Origin of the sequence: Pantoea sp. A4 (genome assembly GCF_000295955.2) — a bacterium.
Lineage (GTDB): Bacteria > Pseudomonadota > Gammaproteobacteria > Enterobacterales > Enterobacteriaceae > Pantoea > Pantoea multigeneris.
This window is the reverse complement of record NZ_ALXE01000027.1, coordinates 24,506-39,095: the sequence shown is the minus strand read 5'-3', so window position 1 is coordinate 39,095 and position 14,590 is coordinate 24,506. Positions and strand designations below refer to the sequence as shown.

Annotated in this window: 16 protein-coding genes and 1 other RNA gene; 9 read left to right on the top strand and 8 right to left on the bottom strand. The window is 52.4% G+C overall.

The features are described from left to right. Positions 1-232: 232 nt before the first annotated feature. Both glnK and amtB read left to right on the top strand, forming a co-directional pair. A complete protein-coding gene (glnK, locus tag B880_RS0113025) occupies positions 233-571 on the top strand; it encodes a P-II family nitrogen regulator (protein WP_017347863.1) in 339 nt (112 codons plus the stop codon). A gap of 35 nt (positions 572-606) precedes the next feature. After that, positions 607-1,896, top strand: coding sequence for an ammonium transporter AmtB (gene amtB, locus B880_RS0113020; RefSeq protein WP_017347862.1), 1,290 nt, complete (start codon positions 607-609; stop codon positions 1,894-1,896). A 68-nt stretch (positions 1,897-1,964) separates the two neighbouring features. Here the strand turns inward: amtB and tesB are convergent, their stop codons facing one another. Then, on the bottom strand, positions 1,965-2,828 hold the full coding sequence (gene tesB, locus B880_RS0113015) for an acyl-CoA thioesterase II (protein WP_017347861.1): 864 nt from the start codon (positions 2,826-2,828) through the stop codon (positions 1,965-1,967). A gap of 201 nt (positions 2,829-3,029) precedes the next feature. Between tesB and B880_RS0113010 the strand changes: the two genes are divergently transcribed. Beyond that, positions 3,030-3,590 carry a YbaY family lipoprotein gene (locus B880_RS0113010; RefSeq protein ID WP_017347860.1) on the top strand — a complete coding sequence of 187 codons (561 nt, stop codon included), beginning with the start codon at positions 3,030-3,032 and terminating at the stop codon, positions 3,588-3,590. Between the two features lie 37 nt (positions 3,591-3,627). Here the strand turns inward: B880_RS0113010 and B880_RS0113005 are convergent, their stop codons facing one another. Beyond that, positions 3,628-3,936: an MGMT family protein gene (locus tag B880_RS0113005; protein WP_017347859.1), complete on the bottom strand. Its 309-nt coding sequence runs from the start codon at positions 3,934-3,936 to the stop codon at positions 3,628-3,630. A gap of 161 nt (positions 3,937-4,097) precedes the next feature. Here B880_RS0113005 and ffs point away from each other — a divergent pair. The 3 genes from ffs to B880_RS0112995 all read left to right on the top strand — a co-directional run bounded on the left by ffs (position 4,098) and on the right by B880_RS0112995 (position 6,512). Further along, an RNA gene (gene ffs / locus B880_RS26100) (signal recognition particle sRNA small type) lies at positions 4,098-4,194 on the top strand. Between the two features lie 107 nt (positions 4,195-4,301). After that, a complete protein-coding gene (locus tag B880_RS25015) occupies positions 4,302-5,264 on the top strand; it encodes a LysR family transcriptional regulator (RefSeq protein ID WP_017347858.1) in 963 nt (320 codons plus the stop codon). An 87-nt stretch (positions 5,265-5,351) separates the two neighbouring features. Beyond that, positions 5,352-6,512 (top strand): NAD-dependent formate dehydrogenase, encoded by a 1,161-nt coding sequence (locus B880_RS0112995; protein WP_017347857.1) that lies wholly within the window; start codon positions 5,352-5,354, stop codon positions 6,510-6,512. 132 nt (positions 6,513-6,644) lie between these two features. On the opposite strand, the gene B880_RS0112990 is transcribed toward B880_RS0112995, so the two are convergent. The 3 genes from B880_RS0112990 to B880_RS0112980 form a co-directional block, all read right to left on the bottom strand. Next, positions 6,645-6,863, bottom strand: a complete 219-nt coding sequence (locus B880_RS0112990) for an HHA domain-containing protein (protein ID WP_017347856.1) — start codon at positions 6,861-6,863, stop codon at positions 6,645-6,647. A gap of 33 nt (positions 6,864-6,896) precedes the next feature. Further along, the gene (gene tomB, locus B880_RS0112985) at positions 6,897-7,274 is read right to left on the bottom strand and encodes an Hha toxicity modulator TomB (RefSeq protein WP_017347855.1); all 378 of its coding nucleotides are present in this window, start codon (positions 7,272-7,274) and stop codon (positions 6,897-6,899) included. 145 nt (positions 7,275-7,419) lie between these two features. Further along, positions 7,420-7,773 carry a hypothetical protein gene (locus B880_RS0112980; protein ID WP_017347854.1) on the bottom strand — a complete coding sequence of 118 codons (354 nt, stop codon included), beginning with the start codon at positions 7,771-7,773 and terminating at the stop codon, positions 7,420-7,422. Between the two features lie 328 nt (positions 7,774-8,101). On the opposite strand from B880_RS0112980, the gene B880_RS0112975 reads away from it, so the two are divergent. Genes B880_RS0112975 through B880_RS0112965 form a run of 3 tightly spaced genes read left to right on the top strand, consistent with a single transcriptional unit; the run spans position 8,102 to position 10,505 of the window. After that, entirely contained in the window at positions 8,102-8,770 is a 669-nt protein-coding gene (locus tag B880_RS0112975) for a metal ABC transporter ATP-binding protein (protein WP_017347853.1), read from the top strand. Next, positions 8,767-9,606, top strand: coding sequence for a metal ABC transporter permease (locus tag B880_RS0112970; RefSeq protein ID WP_017347852.1), 840 nt, complete (start codon positions 8,767-8,769; stop codon positions 9,604-9,606). The genes B880_RS0112975 and B880_RS0112970 overlap by 4 nt, the downstream gene beginning before the upstream one ends. A gap of 20 nt (positions 9,607-9,626) precedes the next feature. Then, positions 9,627-10,505 carry a metal ABC transporter substrate-binding protein gene (locus tag B880_RS0112965; protein ID WP_017347851.1) on the top strand — a complete coding sequence of 293 codons (879 nt, stop codon included), beginning with the start codon at positions 9,627-9,629 and terminating at the stop codon, positions 10,503-10,505. Positions 10,506-10,635: 130 nt separating this feature from the next. Here the strand turns inward: B880_RS0112965 and ykgO are convergent, their stop codons facing one another. The 3 genes from ykgO to B880_RS0112955 all read right to left on the bottom strand — a co-directional run bounded on the left by ykgO (position 10,636) and on the right by B880_RS0112955 (position 14,576). Beyond that, positions 10,636-10,776, bottom strand: coding sequence for a type B 50S ribosomal protein L36 (ykgO, locus tag B880_RS26095; protein ID WP_071524402.1), 141 nt, complete (start codon positions 10,774-10,776; stop codon positions 10,636-10,638). A 14-nt stretch (positions 10,777-10,790) separates the two neighbouring features. Beyond that, the gene (locus B880_RS0112960; protein WP_017347850.1) at positions 10,791-11,045 is read right to left on the bottom strand and encodes a type B 50S ribosomal protein L31; all 255 of its coding nucleotides are present in this window, start codon (positions 11,043-11,045) and stop codon (positions 10,791-10,793) included. Between the two features lie 384 nt (positions 11,046-11,429). Continuing rightward, complete coding sequence (locus B880_RS0112955; protein WP_017347849.1) at positions 11,430-14,576, bottom strand: multidrug efflux RND transporter permease subunit AcrB; 3,147 nt, start codon at positions 14,574-14,576, stop codon at positions 11,430-11,432. Positions 14,577-14,590: the final 14 nt, after the last annotated feature.

Here is a 14,590-nt window from a genome sequence, read left to right as displayed (position 1 = left end):
AGACAGTTCTGTACAGATGCACTGATTTGGGCTTTTGAAGCACCAAACCAGTGCATTTTGTGCGGGCTTTCTTCATCACTCCCCCCTTCATGCCGTTTCATGTCACAAACCAGGCCGCAAGTCATCTCGTCTGGCCTAAAAACATCCGTATTTATCATTTATGGCACGGCGTTTGCTTATGTTTAACCGTGTCCGGTGTGACTCACAATTTTAACTATCTGGAGGGGATCGTATGAAGCTGGTTACCGTGGTAATCAAACCGTTCAAGCTGGAGGACGTGCGTGAAGCTTTGTCCTCCATTGGTATTCAGGGGCTGACGGTGACGGAAGTTAAAGGATTTGGCCGCCAGAAAGGACATGCCGAACTGTATCGTGGTGCGGAATACAGCGTCAATTTCCTGCCTAAAGTAAAAATTGATATTGCCATTGCTGATGACCAACTGGACGAAGTTGTTGATGTTATTAGCAAAGCTGCCTACACCGGAAAAATTGGTGACGGGAAGATTTTCGTTGCCGAACTGGAACGCGTCATCCGTATCCGTACGGGCGAGAATGACGAAGCCGCACTGTAAAACCTGCTCAGTAAAATGTGATGGGATGAAAAAAAATGAATAAAGTCTTCACTAAGTTAGGCCTTACCAGCCTTGCATTGTCACCATCGCTCGCGATGGCTGCTGCACCTGCGGTAGCAGACAAAGCCGATAACGCTTTTATGATGATTTGCACTGCGTTAGTGCTGTTTATGTCTATTCCAGGGATCGCGCTGTTCTACGGCGGATTAATTCGCGGCAAAAACGTGCTGTCTCTGCTGACTCAGGTTGCAGTGACCTTCTCACTGGTGATTGTGCTGTGGGTGCTTTATGGCTACTCACTGGCATTCAGCACCGGTAACGCGTTCTTCGGTGATTTCCAGTGGGCGATGTTGAAGAACATTGAACTGAAATCCCTGATGGGGACGTTCTATCAGTACATTCACGTGGCGTTCCAGGCTTCCTTCGCCTGTATTACGGTCGGCCTGATTGTCGGTTCGATTGCTGAACGTATCCGTTTCTCTGCGGTGCTGATCTTCGTGGCGGTGTGGCTGACGCTGGCTTATCTGCCGATTGCACACATGGTATGGGGCGGCGGTTACCTGGCGCTGGATGGCGCACTGGACTTCGCTGGCGGTACGGTCGTTCACATCAACGCTGCGGTTGCTGGTTTGGTCGGTGCCTACCTGGTGGGCAAACGTGCTGGCTTTGGTAAAGAAGCCTTCAAACCTCACAACCTGCCAATGGTCTTCACCGGTACAGCGATTCTGTATGTGGGTTGGTTTGGCTTCAACGCCGGTTCTGCGTCTTCTGCTAACGAAATTGCCGGCCTTGCCTTCCTGAATACAGTGGTTGCCACTGCGGGTGCAACGCTCTCCTGGACCTTCGGCGAGTGGGCTGTTCGTGGTAAGCCTTCACTGCTGGGCGCCAGCTCAGGCTTCATCGCTGGTCTGGTAGGGATTACACCGGCTTGTGGTTATGTGGGTGTGGGCGGTGCGCTGATTATCGGTCTGGCTGCTGGCCTGGCGGGTATCTGGGGTGTGACCACCCTGAAGAAATGGCTGCGCGTGGATGACCCTTGTGATGTGTTCGGTGTGCACGGCGTCTGCGGTATCATGGGCTGCGTAATGACCGGTATCTTTGCCTCTTCTTCACTGGGTGGCGTTGGCTACGCGGAAGGTGTGACGATGAGCCATCAGGTCTGGGTTCAGTTGTTCAGCTGTGGTGTGACCATCGTCTGGTCTGCTGTTGTTGCATTCATCAGCTTTAAAGTTGCCGATATGATTGTAGGCCTGCGTGTACCAGAAGATCAGGAACGCGAAGGTCTGGATGTTAACAGCCACGGCGAGAACGCTTACAACCAGTAAGTGCCGTGGATGGGAAATGCAGTGCGCTAAAATAAAAACCGAGGGGGCGATAACGCCCCCCATTTTTTTTACTCTTCCCGCTGGCGCATAACGCCTTCCTGCACCGTAGAAGCCACCAACTCTCCCTGCTGGTTATAAAACTCTCCTCGTACAAACCCACGCGCACCAGAAGCGGAAGGGCTAGTGATGCTATACAGCAGCCATTCATTGAGATTAAAGGGGCGATGGAACCACATGGAGTGGTCGATGGTCGCCACTTGCATATCCCGTTCGAGGAAGCCTTTACCGTGCGGTTGCAGCGCCACCGGCAGGAAGTTGAGGTCGGAAGCGTAGCCCAACAGATACTGATGGATACGTCGATCTTCCGGCAACGTACCATTTGCGCGGAGCCAGAGCTGACGTGCGCCTTCAGCCACATGGCCTTTGAGCGGGTTATAGAGCTGTACCGGTCTTATCTCCAGCGGCCGTTCTGCAAGGAACTTTTCACGCACTTTAGGCGGAATCAAATGTTGGATCTGCCTCGCTGCATCCTGTTCCGAGGGCAGATTATCGGGCCCTGGCACCTGTGGCATTTGCTGTTGGTGTTCAAAGCCGCTTTCCGGCGACTGGAAAGAGGCCGTCATGTAGAAAATCGGCTGACCGTTCTGAATTGCGCTGACGCGGCGTGCGCTAAAGCTTTTACCATCACGCAGGGTTTCAACGTCATAGACGATCGCTTTCTGGCTATCGCCTGGGCGCAAAAAGTAGCTGTGGAAGGAGTGGATAACACGGTCTTCCGGTACCATCTGTTTGGCGGCATACAACGCCTGTCCCACCACCTGACCCCCAAATACCTGACGTAATCCTAAGTCTTCACTCTGGCCACGAAACAGCCCTTCTTCCAGCTTTTCCAGCTGCATTAGCGCCAGTAAATTTTGTAGTGCCTGACTCATGGCAAGTTCCTCTTGATTGGGATGGGATAAGCCTCTCAGATCAGACCAGTTTCCGTCAATCTTCCGTGCAAAGGCGTACTCAGATTAGGCTTACAGGCAGAACCGGGATTGATGTGCCAGAATTAACACATACAGCGAGTGAAGCGCTGCATTTTAACATTCGCTGGTAATGCTCATTTGGTTCATAAGGAGACGACATCAATGAAACTCTGGCAAGTGATGAGTGGGGTTATGATCGTGGCGGCAATTGCTGGCTGCGCCGACAAAAGCAAACCAGTGCCGACCCCGACGCTGGGCTCGACGGTAGCGGGGCAACCTTCCGCGATTGCACAACCCAACGTGAGTGGTAGCGTCTATATTCGTCAGCGCGTGGCCCTGCCACCCGATGCAGTACTGACGGTGACGCTGTCTGATGCTTCCATCGCGGATGCACCTTCTCGCGTGCTGTCTCAGCAGGTGGCATTTACAGGAGGCAAACAGGCACCTTTCAGCTTTGTCCTGCCGTTCAAACCTTCGGATATCCAGCCTAACGCGCGTATTTTGTTGAGTGCTGCGATTACCGTTCAAGGTCGCATGATATTTGTGACGGACAGCGTGAAGCCAGTGATCAACCAGGGCGGCACCAAAGCTGAGCTGTTGTTAGTCCCGGTTCCACAGATGGCAATACCGACACAGTCAGGTGCTGTAACCAGTGTGCCTGCGACTTCACCCACGATGATTACCCCTTCTTCATCGATTCCGGCACCGACCAGCCTGCAATAATCGGCAAAAGGTTTAACGCCCCGTTAGCGGGGCGTTTTTATGGCTGCCAGCGATAGTGCTGTAGGGAGAGTTTCCCGTCATCGCTGACTTCAATCCCCTCTGCTGCTAACGCATCGCGCTGGCGCAGCAGGTCATCTCCCTGCTGTGAAATCTTGCCGGTGCTGTTTATGACCCGATGCCAGGGCAAGCGGCTGCCTTCAGGAAGACGCCGGAGTACACCGCCCACCTGACGCGCTGCGCGAGGCGATCCGGCCAGGCGAGCAATATCACCGTAGGTAGTGACTTTACCGGGCGGGATCGCGGCAATAATTTGCCAGACACGTTCCTGAAAACTGAGGTGTTCCATAAAGATTCCTGCTGTGAGAAGCCGCTGATTTTACCACGGCAAACGCTGGATTTCGTTGGGTTGTTCAAGAAAACAACGTTCGTCCGGCTTACCCTTGCAATTGCCAGCACCTTCCCTGATAATGCCCCCGCTCTTGCAAGAGAGCACCTCAATGGGGACCCTGTTGGTTCTCCCGCAATGCTAACTCGTGAACTCGGTCAGGTCCGGAAGGAAGCAGCCGCAGCGAGCGACGCGTGTGCCGGGATGTAGCTGGCAGGGTTCCCACCCAAATCTCCCCTGAATGTCTATTTCCCCCTGATTGATATTTCCTCCTCTACAATGTTGCTACTGTCATTGAGATTTCGGCTGCTATTGAGGATTATTGCGTGTTTATTCGCCAACTTGAGTATCTGATCGCACTGGAGAAGTATCGTCACTTTGCTAAAGCCGCTGAAAGCTGCTTTGTTTCTCAACCCTCATTGTCGGTCGCGATTCGCCAGTTGGAAGATGAACTGGGGCTGACCATTATTCAGCGTCAGCGCCGTTTTCTTGGTTTTACGCCAGAAGGGCAGCGGGTACTGGAGTGGGCCAGAAAAACACTCTCCTCGCTGGATGGACTGAAGCAGGAAGCCGCGTTTGCGCAGAGCGTAGCGGGCGGACACATGACCCTCGGCACCGTCCCTTCTGCACTGCGTGCGGTTTCACGACTCGCTGCGGAGTTCCGCCGCGCCATTCCCGGACTGACGCTGGAAATTGTCTCTCTCAGCACGCGTGAAATTCAGCGCCGTTTAGTGCATCAAGAGCTCCATCTTGGTCTGGCCTATTCCGGCGAGATGGAGGAGAGCCTGGTGAGCCAGCCGCTCTATGCCGAGCGCTTTGTGCTGGTGTGTGGGCGTAAAAGCAGCCTGTTGCCGCGAACCACGCTCAGTTGGCAGGCGCTGGCCGCGTTGCCATTGTGCCTGCTGGATTCGGAAATGCAGAACCGGCGTATTATTGATGAAGTTTTCCAGCAGGCGGGCATTGTGCCGAATGTGGTGCTGGAGACGAATAACATCAGTTTGTTATACGAAATGGTGCAGGAAGGGGATCTCTACAGCATCATGCCAATCAGCGCTATTCCGGCCTATCTCCTCAATAATTCCGAAATGATGATCATGCCTGTCACGCCGTTTTCCACGCCGCAGCTTAATCTGTTGCGTTTACGTCAGGATAATTCCCCGGCCGTGCTGGAAGCCGTATGGCAAATCAGCCAACGTCTTAATATTGCCCAGCAGTTTGATGAAGAGGCCGCCGCAGAGCGCTATAGCCTGCAACTATCAGGCGATATTAACAATGAATTGGAGGGATAAGGCGTAAAGCGCAACACTGTCTGTGTAACGCAACTGTTACTAACATGGTTTTTAAATGTAAAATCAGACAGCTCGCAGGAGACAAGAATGTCTAAAATACTTTGCGTACTTTATCCCGATCCGGTTAGTGGTTTTCCGCCAGTTTATGCCCGTGATGCCGTTCCGGAAATTAAGCGTTATCCTAACGGGCAGACAGCGCCCACGCCGCATGGTGAGTTAGGTTTTACTCCAGGCGAGTTGATCGGGAGTGTTTCCGGGGAGCTGGGATTACGCGCTTATCTTGAAAGTCAGGGGCATGAACTGATCGTCACCAGTGATAAAGAAGGCGCTGACTCTGTATTTGAACGCCATCTGGCGGATGCGGATGTGGTCATTTCCCAGCCATTCTGGCCAGCGTATTTAACCGCCGAGCGCATTGCGAAAGCGAAAAACCTGAAATTAGCCCTGACGGCAGGGATTGGTTCTGACCACGTTGATTTGAAAGCGGCATCTGAGCGGGGTATTACCGTCGCGGAAGTCACTTTCTCAAACTCTATCAGTGTGGCTGAACATGTCGTTATGACCGCACTGGCGCTGGTGCGTAATTATTTACCCTCACACCAGTGGGCGAATAACGGCGGCTGGAATATTGCCGACTGTGTGACGCGCAGTTATGACATTGAAGGCATGCAGTTTGGCACCCTGGGCGCTGGGCGCATCGGTCTGGCGGTATTGCGCCGCATGAAACCGTTTGATGTACAGCTCCACTACTATGATCCGCACCGTTTACCGGCAGAAACCGAGCAGGAATTAAATCTGACCTATCACGAAACGCCGGAGTCACTGGTTGCGGTTTGTGATGTCGTTAACCTGCAAACGCCGCTCTATCCTTCAACCCAGGGCTTTGTAGATGCTAAATTCCTGGCACGCTTCAAACGTGGCGCTTATCTGGTCAATACCGCGCGTGGCGCACTCTGTGACAGAGACGCTATCGCTGATGCGCTGGAGTCAGGCCAGCTTGCAGGCTACGGTGGGGATGTCTGGTTCCCGCAGCCAGCGCCGGTCGATCACCGCTGGCGTCGAATGCCACATCAGGGTATGACCCCACACATCTCCGGCACATCGCTGTCTGCCCAGGCACGTTATGCTGCTGGCACACTTGAGATTTTGCAAAACTTCCTTGAAGGCAAAGCCATCCGCGAAGAGTATCTGATTGTTAATGGCGGGAATCTGGCGGGTGCCGGCGCTAATGCTTACAAGTTAGTCTAAGCGTTAACGTGAATTAACTGGGTGGCCACCCGTACAACATCACGCTCTCTTCGCCTGGGGCCGATCCTGTGCCGGCAGGCGAGGGGATGTGTGAGTAACATAATGTATTAACAGCGTTTAGTGTGGCGGTGATTAACGAACAAATTTCCATACCGAGCTAGGGATTTTGTCGTACAGCTTGTTCATCGTCAGTTCTGCCAGGCGATGATCGGCTGCTGAATAAAATACAGCCAGTTCGTCATCGTTAAGTTCATACTTGTTTTTCTCAATCACGCGTTCCAGAGTGTCGATTGAACGACAGCGTCTCAGGCGCATCAAATAATCAGTTTTGGTAAGGGCTTGTGTGCTCATAAATAAACCGTTCTCAGTGTCAAAAAGTGCAAGCTATATGGAGTGACTAGGTTGCTGAGGAAAAGCGCACTCATCGATAAACAGATTAAATAACCGGCGGCCCGTCCGCTGCCAGCGCTGTAGATCTTGCGTGTTAATACCGTAATTGCTAAACAGCATAAAGGTATCGTCAAGATATTCATCGATTTGTGTAATCAGTTCTTCGTCTTCTGTGTGTTTAATTTTGTAGTTCATAGTAAATGAGGCGATATGTTCAATCAGCTCATTTAACTGCAAATTACTCTCTGAAGTGGGATCGTTAACCCAGCCATGATGACTGTCGGTCAAGGTTGCCATGCTCTCATCGAACAGACTTTCACACAGGAATTTCAGCTGAGCGATATCATGCCGTTTTGGTGAGTATTCGTCCATCTTTTTCCCCTCCATAGCAAACATAGTAACCGTAATTCGGCGAGATAAGGAAAACAGCCAGGGAGCAATTTGGGTACAACTCAATGAATGAATAAATTAACTGTAGAACAAAAGCATTAGTTACGCTCAAGATTATTACGAAATATTACAATTCATCCGCTGTGCCTGGGCGCTGATTATCAACCACTTCAAAGTGCAGAGCACCTGCATGAACGTTAAAAGTGACTTGCTCCTCACGACGCGTTACTTCATTTAGATCCAAGCATGGACTAAATAAATTCCATTCGAAATCATAAAACATTTTAAATCTGTTGGTCGTGACTTGTTCGACAGATTTTACGCGAAAACTATTTTCATTCAGTTGGGCATTTTCAGAATACCACTGTAAATCACCGACTAATGCCGAGGCTATTTTGGGAATATTCTGCTGAATCAGTATTTTTAATTTTTCGCTGTCATTTTCATCAACAGCAATGTCACAGGGTAAGGTAACTGTCATCAAGCCTCCACGTTAGTCTGGCTTACCTTCATCATTGACCTGCCAGGCCCACTTTTCAAGTGGGAAGTGTCTATCTATGCGATTAAATATTTTAGTCTCCATGCCATGGTGTGCGCATCCCCTGAGTTCTCTGGCTTTGGGGTTATCTTTTGCAACATTTTAGGGTCTTTCATTTTGCCTTGAAGTGGGTAGAATGTTTGTTATGTTATAACGTTTTTGGTGTAAGTATGAATCACAGCGGCCTGCTTTTGTCACTCGGTGAGCGTCTACTGATTGCCCTGGTACTGACTGGATTGTTGTCTTTATTAATGTGGTGGGGCATTCATTAATGATCGTGTTTCGTGATTTAAAAGCGGGTTATCAGGGTAATGCGGTGACGCCGTTGATCAATGGTCGCCTGGCGGAAGGCAGCATGACCGCGCTGGTGGGGGCGAATGGCACAGGTAAATCGACCTTATTAAAGACCATCGCAGGATTGATGCCGCCAATAGAAGGGCGCTGTGATTTGCATTTTTCCCGCCGTGATTTGGGCTGGTTGCCACAACGTACCGAGTTAGAAACGCGTTTTCCAGTGACGGCCTACGAACTGGCTGCCATGGGATGCTGGCCACGCTGTGGCTGGTTCGGTGGCATCAACCGTGCCATGAAGCGTGAGATCTGGCAGGCGCTTGAAGCCGTACAGATGGCAGATTTTGCCGATGCGCAGCCGTCCACCCTGTCCGGTGGTCAGCTACAGCGCGTGCTGTTTGCCCGAATGATGCTTCAGCGCAGTCGCGTGTGGCTGTTGGATGAGCCCTTCAATGGTATTGATGCACAGACCATTGAGTTGTTGATGTCTATTTTGCAGCAACAGCAGGCAGCAGGGACCACCTTGTTGGTGGTGCTGCACGACCGTGCGTTGGTGTCGCGCTATTTTACCGATGTGCTGAATATGGATGATGCGGCTTTTTTGCAGGCTCCGGTTAAACCGACACCGCTACGGAGTGTGGCTCTGTGACGTTGATCCAACCTTTCATCGAATATGGTTTTATGCGTCGCGCACTGGTGGCTTGTATTGCGCTGGCAGTGAGCGCCACTCCTCTGGGCGTGTTCCTTTCCCTTCGTCGTATGTCTCTCATGGGTGATGCGTTATCCCATGCTGTGTTACCTGGTGCGGCAATCGGCTACCTGATTTCCGGTCTCTCTCTGGTGGCTATGGGTATTGGTGGTGTGATTGCCGGTCTGGCCGTGGCGTTACTTTCGGGCGCTGTTAGTCGGTTTACCCCACTGAAAGAGGACGCCAGCCTGTCCGGTTTCTACCTTGGTTCGTTGGCGCTAGGGGTCACGTTAGTTTCGCTGCGTGGTTCGAGCGTTGACTTGCTCAACGTTTTATTTGGTTCTCTGCTGGCGGTTGATAACAGTGCCTTGTTACTGGTGGGCTTCATTGCCGTCTTTACACTGTTCATGCTGGCCGTCATTTTCCGTCCTTTAGTGATTGATGCCTTTGACCCTGACTTTTTGCGATCCCAGGGAAAATGGGGCGCACCCCTGGTGCACGGTATTTTCCTGTTGTTAGTCGTGATGAATCTGGTGGCGGGATTCCAGGTGCTGGGCACGTTGATGTCGGTCGGCCTGATGATGCTGCCTGCCACCAGTGCGCGGTTCTGGAGCCGCCATCTGGCATGGATGTTAGTGATTGCGATGGGACTGGCTATCGTCTCCGCGTTCACTGGACTGACGTTGTCCTGGTATCTGTCGTTACCGGCAGGGCCCGCTGTGGTACTGAGTGCTGCGGTGCTGTTTTTTGTTTCTGTTTTGGCAGGACCATGCGGTGGCATGTTGCGCCGCCGCTAATTCAATATTAAGGGGATTGTATGAAGAAGTTACCGCTGAGCCTGGCGATTGGTGCCATGCTGTTAAGCCCGTTGACCATGGCAAAGACGGTGAATGCCGTAGCCAGTTTTACCGTGTTAGGCGATATCGTTAAAGAAGTTGGCGGTTCGCATGTGAATGTTAAGAGCCTGGTGGGACCGAATGGTGATCCGCACACCTTTGAGCCAACGCCAAAAGATAGCCAGGAACTGAATCAGGCTGATGTGGTGTTTGTCAGTGGTCTGGGTCTGGAAGGATGGTTAGATCGTCTGGTGAAAGCGTCAGGTTATAAGGGCCATCCGGTTGTGACATCTGCGGGAATCTCCACCCGTAAAATGGTCGATGATGGTGAAACCATTACCGATCCTCACGCGTGGAATAGCATGGCAAACGGCGTGGTATATGCCACCAACGTGATGAATGCGCTGATCAAAGCCGATCCTGAAGATGCCGCGGATATCCGTAAGAGCGGTGAGCGTTATATTCAGCAGTTGCAGCAGTTAGACAGCTGGGCGAAGCAGTCATTTGCCGCGATCCCGGTGGAAAAACGCAAAGTGTTGACCAGCCACGATGCCTTTGGGTATTTCGGTCAGCGTTATGGCGTTGAGTTTAAGGCACCTGTTGGTTTCTCTACGGAAGCTGAAGCGAGCGCCAGCGATGTTGCCGGTCTGATTAAGCAGCTGAAAGCTGAGCACATCAATACCTATTTCATGGAGAATCAGACGGACCCACGTCTGGTGAAGCAGATTGCTTCAGAAACAGGAGCACAGGCGGGCGGCGAGCTGTATCCAGAAGCGTTGTCTGAAGCTAATGGCCCAGCCTCAACTTATGTTGCTGCCTTTAAGCATAACGTTGAGCTGATGCTGGCAAGCATGAAGTAATACTGTGATATCCCTGCCCAGCTACTGGGCAGGTTTTTTTGTTGCCTGGTGTTCTAACAAAAATTCAAAACGGCTTCTCAGCAATAAAAAAAAGGCCGGGGATTTCCCCGGCCAATGTTCACGACACATCCTAACGTTTTTTCTTTCTTCCCTGAACCGCCTTAAAGCGCGGGTTAGTCTTACAAATGACGTAGATACGTCCTTTACGACGCACGACTTTGCAATCTGGGTGGCGAGTTTTCGCCCCTTTGAGTGAACTGAGGACCTGCATGTGCTGCTCTCCTGTTATTTACTACCGAGGAAGCTGCCGAAGCGTTTGTTGAAGCGCGCGGTGCTGCCTTCTTTGGCGAATTCACGTTGTTTCCCGGTGTAGAACACGTGGGATTTTGATGAGACGTCAAGCGCCACATATGGCAGGGTCTGACCTTCAAACTCAACGGTACGGTCAGTTTTGATGGTGGACCCTACTTTGAAGTACTCATCCGCAGTGGTGTCATGGAAGACGACAGGGCGGTAGTGGGGATGGATATCTGGTTTCATCACGAATGCCTTTGTGTAATGTTATAATATAACAATTATGCCGGGGTTACGGTTTGATTGCAACCCTGCGTTTTGTGATGTTGTTTGCGGGAGAGGGTAGGCACACCACTTACATGAAGGCGGGGATGGTGGGGAGTAGAGTAAAGCTTCCGCTGCATGGATGCAGCGGCAGAGCCTCCAGGGAGGGATTCACGGCGTCTTTACGGCACTCCCCGCCATCTGCGACTGGAACGCACGAACACCGACCGCACCGTACCAACCTGAAACACACGAACCCGATCGCACAGTGCCAATCTGGCACACACGAACACCAGCCGTTGCCCATAAAACCAGCCCAATAAAAAAGGCCGCTTGCGCGACCTTTTTACGATTAACTTCGGGCTATCAGTGATGATCGACCGGATGGCCTTTTTCCAACTCGCCTTTCTGCTTGCTGAAACGACGACGCACCACCACAAAGAACACAGGCACGAAGAAAATGGCCAGTGCGGTAGCGGTCACCATCCCGCCCATTACGCCAGTACCTACGGCGTTCTGTGCGCCGGAACCGGCACCGGTGCTGATGGCCAATGGCAGAACCCCGAGGATAAACGCCAGGGAGGTCATCAGGATCGGACGTAAACGCATCCGTGAAGCTTCCAGCGTGGCTTCCACCAGGCCTTTCCCTTCTTTATCCATCAGATCCTTGGCGAACTCGACGATCAGAATGGCGTTCTTCGCCGACAGACCTATGGTGGTTAACAGCCCCACCACAAAGTACACGTCATTGCTCAAGCCGCGCAGGGTGGTGAACAACAGCGCACCTACAACACCCAATGGCACCACCAGCATGACAGAGAACGGAATCGACCAGCTCTCATACAGCGCTGCCAGACACAGGAACACGACAATCAGTGAAATCGCATACAACGCCGGAGCCTGGTTGCCCGACAGACGTTCCTGATAAGACATACCAGTCCAGTCGAAGCCAATCCCCGCAGGCAGCTTCGCCGCCAGTTGCTCCATCAGATCCATCGCTTCACCGGAACTCTTGCCTGGTGCAGCCTGACCGAGCAGCTCCATTGAAGGCAAGCCGTTATAACGCTCCAGACGTGGCGAACCATACTGCCACTGCGCGGAAGAGAAGGCAGCAAACGAAACCATCTCGCCGCTGCTGTTACGGACATACCACTTATTCAGGTCATCCGGCAGCATACGGGAGTGGGCTTCACCCATCACATACACCTTCTTCACACGGCCACGGTCAACAAAGTCGTTAACGTATGAACCGCCCCATGCCGCACCCAGCGTGGTATTGATATCGGACAGAGAAACGCCCAGTGCCTGTGCTTTCTCCTGATCGATAATCAATTTGTACTGCGGTGTATCTTCCATACCGTTCGGACGCACACCCACCAGGGTATCGCCATGCTGAGCAATCATGCCAAACAGCTGGTTACGCGCGGCGGTCAACTTCTCATGACCGAGGTTGCCCTGGTCAATCAACTCAAAGTCAAAACCGGTGGCGTTACCCAGTTCGATAATGGCTGGCAGGTTGAACGGGAAGACCATCGCATCTTTGATCTGCCCCAGTGCCTGCATGGCACGGCCCGCGATAGCTGGCACCTTAGACTCTGCGCTGCTGCGCTCATCCCAAGGCTTCAGGCTGACGAAGGCGATACCGGTGTTTTGCCCACGACCGGCGAAACCAAAGCCGTTAACGGTAAATACGGAGTTAACGTTGTCTTTCTCTTTGGTCAGGAAGTAATTGGTCACCTGATCCAGGACTTTTTGGGTACGTTCCTGCGTTGCGCCAGCAGGCAACTGCGCCTGAGCCAACAGCAGCCCCTGATCTTCTTCCGGCAGGAAGGAAGAGGGAAGCTTAAGGAACAGCCATGCCATACCCACTACAATCACCAGATAGATCACCAGATAGCGGCCAGTGCTGCTAACGATGTGACCTACGCTGTCCACGTAGTGGTTCGTGCTCTTATCGAACACCCGGTTAAACCAGCCGAAGAAACCGGTGGTTTTGCCGTGGCTGCCTTTCTCAATCGGCTTCAGGATCGTGGCGCAAAGTGCCGGGGTCAGAATCAATGCCACCAGCACCGACAGCACCATCGCTGAAACGATAGTGATCGAGAACTGACGGTAAATTACCCCGGTGGAGCCACCGAAGAAGGCCATCGGGATAAATACCGCAGACAGCACCAGGGCGATACCGACCAGTGCACCCTGAATCTGCTCCATCGAACGGCGCGTGGCTTCCTTCGGCGGTAGGCCATCTTCTGCCATGACACGCTCGACGTTTTCCACCACCACGATGGCATCATCCACCAACAGGCCGATGGCGAGCACCATCCCGAACATCGTCAGGGTGTTTATCGAATAACCAAACGCACTGATAATGGCAAACGTCCCCAGCAGAACCACCGGCACCGCGATCGTTGGGATCAGCGTGGCGCGGAAGTTTTGCAGGAACAGATACATCACGAGGAACACCAGCACGATGGCTTCAAACAGGGTTTTCACCACTTCGAAAATCGAAATTTTCACAAATGGCGTGGTGTCGTACGGATACACCACTTTCATCCCGTGCGGGAAGAACGGCGACAGCTTGGCCAGCTCGGCTTTTACCGCCGCAGCGGTATCCAGCGCATTCGCACCGGTTGCCAGCTTGATACCGATACCAGAAGCCGGTTTACCGTTATACCGTGCAATGATCTCGTAGTTTTCACCACCCAGCTCAATCTTTGCCACATCACGCAGGCGAACTTGCGAACCGTCGCTGTTCACTTTGAGCAGGATGTTGCCAAACTCCGCCGTCGAGGTCAGACGGGTCTGTGCAATGATCGAAGCATTTAACTGCTGACCAGGCGCAGGAGGAGATCCCCCCAACTGACCGGCAGCAACCTGGGCGTTCTGTGTATCCAGTGCGCTGATCACATCCACCGGTGTCAGTGAATAGTTGTTCAGCTTGTGCGGGTCCATCCAGATTCGCATCGCGTATTGCGCACCAAAGATCTGTGTGTCGCCCACCCCAAGGGTACGACTGATAGGATCTTTAATGTTCGAGGCCACATAGTCCGCAATATCGTTCTGCGTCATGCTGCCATCTTCGCTCACGAAGCCCGCCACCATCAGGAAGCTGCTGGAGGATTTCTGAACCTGAATGCCCTGTTGCTGAACTTCTTGCGGCAGCAGCGGCATCGCCAGTTGCAGTTTGTTCTGTACCTGCACCTGCGCGATATCCGGGTTGGTGCCGGACTGGAAGGTCAGCGTCAGCTGCAGTGTCCCCGAGGAGTCACTGTTCGAGGACATATACATCAGTCCGTCGATACCATTCATATTTTGTTCGATCACCTGAGTGACCGAGTCTTGCAGCGTTTTCGCATCAGCACCTGGGTAGGTCGCACGGATCTGAACCGCCGGTGGAGCAACTTCTGGGTATTGCTCAATCGGAAGTTTCAGAATCGATAGCGCACCTGCCAACATGATGATGATGGCGATGACCCATGCAAAGATGGGGCGATCGATAAAGAACTTAGCCATGTATTAACGGCTCC

Excerpts from the sequence above, each read along its gene's own strand:
- glnK (WP_017347863.1), top strand. The coding sequence starts at position 233 with ATGAAGCTGGTTACCGTGGTAATCAAACCGTTCAAGCTGGAGGACGTG.
- amtB (WP_017347862.1), top strand. The coding sequence starts at position 607 with ATGAATAAAGTCTTCACTAAGTTAGGCCTTACCAGCCTTGCATTGTCA.
- tesB (WP_017347861.1), bottom strand. The coding sequence starts at position 2,828 with ATGAGTCAGGCACTACAAAATTTACTGGCGCTAATGCAGCTGGAAAAG.
- B880_RS0113010 (WP_017347860.1), top strand. The coding sequence starts at position 3,030 with ATGAAACTCTGGCAAGTGATGAGTGGGGTTATGATCGTGGCGGCAATT.
- B880_RS0113005 (WP_017347859.1), bottom strand. The coding sequence starts at position 3,936 with ATGGAACACCTCAGTTTTCAGGAACGTGTCTGGCAAATTATTGCCGCG.
- B880_RS0112995 (WP_017347857.1), top strand. The coding sequence starts at position 5,352 with ATGTCTAAAATACTTTGCGTACTTTATCCCGATCCGGTTAGTGGTTTT.
- B880_RS0112990 (WP_017347856.1), bottom strand. The coding sequence starts at position 6,863 with ATGAGCACACAAGCCCTTACCAAAACTGATTATTTGATGCGCCTGAGA.
- tomB (WP_017347855.1), bottom strand. The coding sequence starts at position 7,274 with ATGGACGAATACTCACCAAAACGGCATGATATCGCTCAGCTGAAATTC.
- B880_RS0112980 (WP_017347854.1), bottom strand. The coding sequence starts at position 7,773 with ATGACAGTTACCTTACCCTGTGACATTGCTGTTGATGAAAATGACAGC.
- B880_RS0112975 (WP_017347853.1), top strand. The coding sequence starts at position 8,102 with ATGATCGTGTTTCGTGATTTAAAAGCGGGTTATCAGGGTAATGCGGTG.
- B880_RS0112965 (WP_017347851.1), top strand. The coding sequence starts at position 9,627 with ATGAAGAAGTTACCGCTGAGCCTGGCGATTGGTGCCATGCTGTTAAGC.
- ykgO (WP_071524402.1), bottom strand. The coding sequence starts at position 10,776 with ATGCAGGTCCTCAGTTCACTCAAAGGGGCGAAAACTCGCCACCCAGAT.
- B880_RS0112960 (WP_017347850.1), bottom strand. The coding sequence starts at position 11,045 with ATGAAACCAGATATCCATCCCCACTACCGCCCTGTCGTCTTCCATGAC.
- B880_RS0112955 (WP_017347849.1), bottom strand. The coding sequence starts at position 14,576 with ATGGCTAAGTTCTTTATCGATCGCCCCATCTTTGCATGGGTCATCGCC.